Origin of the sequence: Agromyces binzhouensis (genome assembly GCF_004135055.1) — a bacterium.
In the GTDB taxonomy this organism is placed as follows: domain Bacteria; phylum Actinomycetota; class Actinomycetes; order Actinomycetales; family Microbacteriaceae; genus Agromyces; species Agromyces binzhouensis.
Genome location: NZ_SDPL01000375.1, coordinates 1 through 3,097, shown reverse-complemented (window position 1 = coordinate 3,097; position 3,097 = coordinate 1). Strand labels below are relative to the sequence as shown.

Genomic DNA, 3,097 nt, shown 5'->3' with positions numbered 1-3,097 from the left:
CGGCGCGGTCGGGCACGCCGCCATCCAGCTCGCCCGCTGGGCGGGCGCCCGCGTCATCACCACGGTCAGCTCCCCCGAGAAGGCGGCCCTCGCGACGGCCGCGGGCGCCCACCACGTCGTGAACTACCGGACGGACGACGCGGCCGCCGCCATCCGCGCCATCGCCCCGGAGGGCGTCGACCAGGTCGTCGAGGTCTCCCCCGCCCGCAACGCCGCGCTCAACGCGCAGGTCATCGCGAACCACGGTTCGATCTCCGTGTACGCGACCGACGGCGGCGCCGAGATGACCCTCGACGTGCGCCACCACTTCTCGCTGAACGCCCGCTACCAGTTCCTCCTGCTCTACACCGTCGGCGACGCGGCGCTCGCCGCCGCAGCGGAGGACATCACGCGGGCCCTCGAGGACGGCGTCCTGCCCGTCGGCGAAGGTGCCGGGCTGCCGCTCACCCGGTTCCCGCTCGAGCGCGCCGGCGAGGCGCACGACGCGGTCGAGGCGGGCACGGTCGGGAAGGTGCTGATCGACGTGACGGAGGCCTGACCTGCCACCGGGCGGAGACCAGCGCGTCAGGCCTTCCGCACCGGTTGGCGCAGCACCGTCCGCAGCTTCTCCGGCGCGGTGCGCCGTGGATCGCTGAGGTAGACCTCGTGATGCGGTCCGTTGAAGGCGAGGCCGTGCTGCGGCATCCACTCGTGATGCAGGCGAGCGAGCGTTGGAGCCTCATCCGCTAACGGACCGAGGTGCATGATCTGTGCGCACCGCCCCTCCGTGACGCGCGTGAGGCGGAGCGCGTCGAGCGACGGCGAGCCCCGGCCCTTCGCACGCGTCGCGTCGACGGCGGCCCCGACGGCGTCCTCGTCGATCCAGTCGGGCTGCGCGATGAGCATCGTCCAGTTCCAGGCGGTGCGGTCGTTCGCCGCGAACGCGCCGGGGTCGTCCGCCCACCAGAGGCCCTCGAGCGGCGCCACCGCGAAATCGCGACCGAGCGACCTCCTGCTCGCGAACTTCACCGCGTACGCGACCCCGAACAGCGCCTCGACCGCCTCGGCGTAGGCGGGCGTCGTGTTCGGGTCGCCGTGCCCGTCGACCGCGAGGTACTGCATCGGCGGCACGTCGACGAGCACGAAGTCCTTCGCCGACGGCGCGTACAGCTCGCGATGCGCGCGCTTCACGTCGTACTTCTCGTGCACCCGGTCGCCGGCGTTCGAGTCGCCCATGGCTGCAGGCTACGCCCACCCTCCGGGCCCGTCGCTACGCCGCGTGGCAGAGCCGATCGCGCACCCACCCCGCGGCATCCGCCTGGGCGAGCTCGCCCGACCGGACGAGCCGCGCGAACTCGATCGCCTCGTCGCTGAGCCTCCCGTCGGGCGTGCTCGGCGGGTCGCGCAGCACCACGGTCGTGAGCCACCGCGTCAGCGGCCCGCCGACGCGGGCGGCGACGGCGACCGTTCCGGCGAAGTGGCGCGCCTGCCCGTCGGTGCGATCGTCGACGTGGCGGCGGAAGCCGCGCCCGCGCAGGCGATTGGTGCCGCCGGATGCCGCATCGAACAGCCACCGCGGACCGCGACCCACCCCGGCAGAACGCCCCAGTTCCTTGAGGAACCGCCGGTTCGCGTAGCCGCGCGCGGCGAGGCGTTCGATCGAGTCGGCGAGCGCGGCGCAGGCATCCACTCGGACAGGGTACGGGCTCGTCGGAAGCGGGCCATCCCCTCGCACCACGTCGGCCCATGCGCTACCGTGTCGCCATGCAATGCCGGTGAGCCGCTCCGCTCGTTCCCTGATTCCCCAGCGCGCTCCGCGCGCAGCGAAAGGCTCGCCCATGCATGCACCCCTCCCACTCGCCGGACGCACGGCCCTCGTCACCGGCGTCTCCCGACGTCGCGGGATCGGCTACGCCGTGGCGACCCGGTTCGCCGAGCTCGGCGCGAACGTCGTCATCCACCATCACCGCCCGCACGACCTCGACCAGCCGTGGGGCGCCGACGACCTCGACGCGGTCCGCGCCGGCATCCGGTCGTCGCTCGCGCCCGGCGCCCGGATGGACGACATCGGCGCCGACCTCGCCGACGCCGCGCAGGTCGAACCGGTCGTGGAGGCCGCGCGCGTGCTCACCGGCGAGCTCGACCTCCTCGTCTGCAACCATGCGAAGAGCGGCGGCGACGGCGGCATCCTCGACATGACGCCCGAGGCCCTCGACGCGTTCTGGGACGTCAACACACGGTCGACGCTGCTCCTCACCGCCGCCTTCGCGCGCTCGAAGCGACCCCGGTCGGATGCCGCGCCGCTCCGCCCCGGCGAACGCATCCGACGCGACACGCCCTTCGCCGAACCGCAGGGCCGCGTGTTCTGGATGACCTCCGGCCAGGTGCACGGCCCGATGCGCGGGGAGGTCGCGTACGCGACGAGCAAGGCGGCACTGGCCGGCGTCACCGCGACCGTCGCCGCCGAGCTGCTCGAGCTCGGGATCCTGCTCAACACGATCGACCCCGGGCCGGTGAACACGGGCTACCTCGACCCCGAGACGACCGACCGGCCGCTCGACGAGCTCGAGGCGCACCTCGCGACGACGCCGTTCGGGCGGGTGGGACGGCCCGAGGACGTCGCGAACCTCATCGGATGGCTCGCCACGCCGGGCGGCGCGTGGGTCACCGGGCAGGTCGTCACGAGCGACGGCGGCTTCAGCCTCGGGTGAGGTGCACCACCTGCTCGACCACGAGCACCGCCGCGAGCACGATCATCGCCGCACCCGACACGCGCGACACGATCCGCATCGCCGAGGGACGCAGCCGCAGGACCGTCCGCGAGCCGTACCCGACGACCGTGTACACGGCCGCGCACGCCGCGACGAAGATGAGGCCGAGCACCGCGAGCTGCACCGGGATCGGCCAGCTGCCCGCGGCATCCGTGAACTGGGGCAGGAGCACGACGAGCACCAGCAGCCCCTTCGGGTTGAGCCCTGAGACGCCCGCGCCCTGCAGCAGGCGCAGCCAGGGGCGAGCGGACGTCGCGACGGGGGCGCCGCCCGAACCGCCCGCCACGGCGGCCACGACCGGCAGCTCGCGCAGCACGCGCACCCCCAGGTAGGTGAGGTAGGTCGCC

The 3,097-nt window shown here is 73.8% G+C and carries 5 protein-coding genes; 2 read left to right on the top strand and 3 right to left on the bottom strand.

The features are described from left to right. Window positions 1-538, top strand: a 538-nt coding sequence (locus tag ESO86_RS14375; protein ID WP_165307900.1) for a zinc-binding dehydrogenase, incomplete at its 5' end; no start/stop codon positions are given. A gap of 26 nt (window positions 539-564) precedes the next feature. Here the strand turns inward: ESO86_RS14375 and ESO86_RS14370 are convergent. Together ESO86_RS14370 and ESO86_RS14365 are read right to left on the bottom strand one after the other, a co-directional pair. Next, window positions 565-1,215 (bottom strand): GyrI-like domain-containing protein, encoded by a 651-nt coding sequence (locus tag ESO86_RS14370; RefSeq protein ID WP_129235607.1) that lies wholly within the window; start codon window positions 1,213-1,215, stop codon window positions 565-567. 34 nt (window positions 1,216-1,249) lie between these two features. Next, on the bottom strand, window positions 1,250-1,669 hold the full coding sequence (locus tag ESO86_RS14365) for a hypothetical protein (protein ID WP_242492383.1): 420 nt from the start codon (window positions 1,667-1,669) through the stop codon (window positions 1,250-1,252). A gap of 148 nt (window positions 1,670-1,817) precedes the next feature. Between ESO86_RS14365 and ESO86_RS14360 the strand changes: the two genes are divergently transcribed. Further along, entirely contained in the window at window positions 1,818-2,690 is an 873-nt protein-coding gene (locus tag ESO86_RS14360; protein ID WP_129235606.1) for an SDR family oxidoreductase, read from the top strand. Here ESO86_RS14360 and ESO86_RS14355 read toward each other — a convergent pair. Further along, the coding region (locus ESO86_RS14355) for a LysE family translocator (RefSeq protein ID WP_165307898.1) at window positions 2,677-3,097 on the bottom strand (421 nt) is incomplete at its 5' end. The genes ESO86_RS14360 and ESO86_RS14355 overlap by 14 nt on opposite strands.

What these genes read in the sequence shown, in the direction of transcription:
- ESO86_RS14370 (WP_129235607.1), bottom strand. Translation starts at nt 1,215, where the DNA reads ATGGGCGACTCGAACGCCGGCGACCGGGTGCACGAGAAGTACGACGTG.
- ESO86_RS14360 (WP_129235606.1), top strand. Translation starts at nt 1,818, where the DNA reads ATGCATGCACCCCTCCCACTCGCCGGACGCACGGCCCTCGTCACCGGC.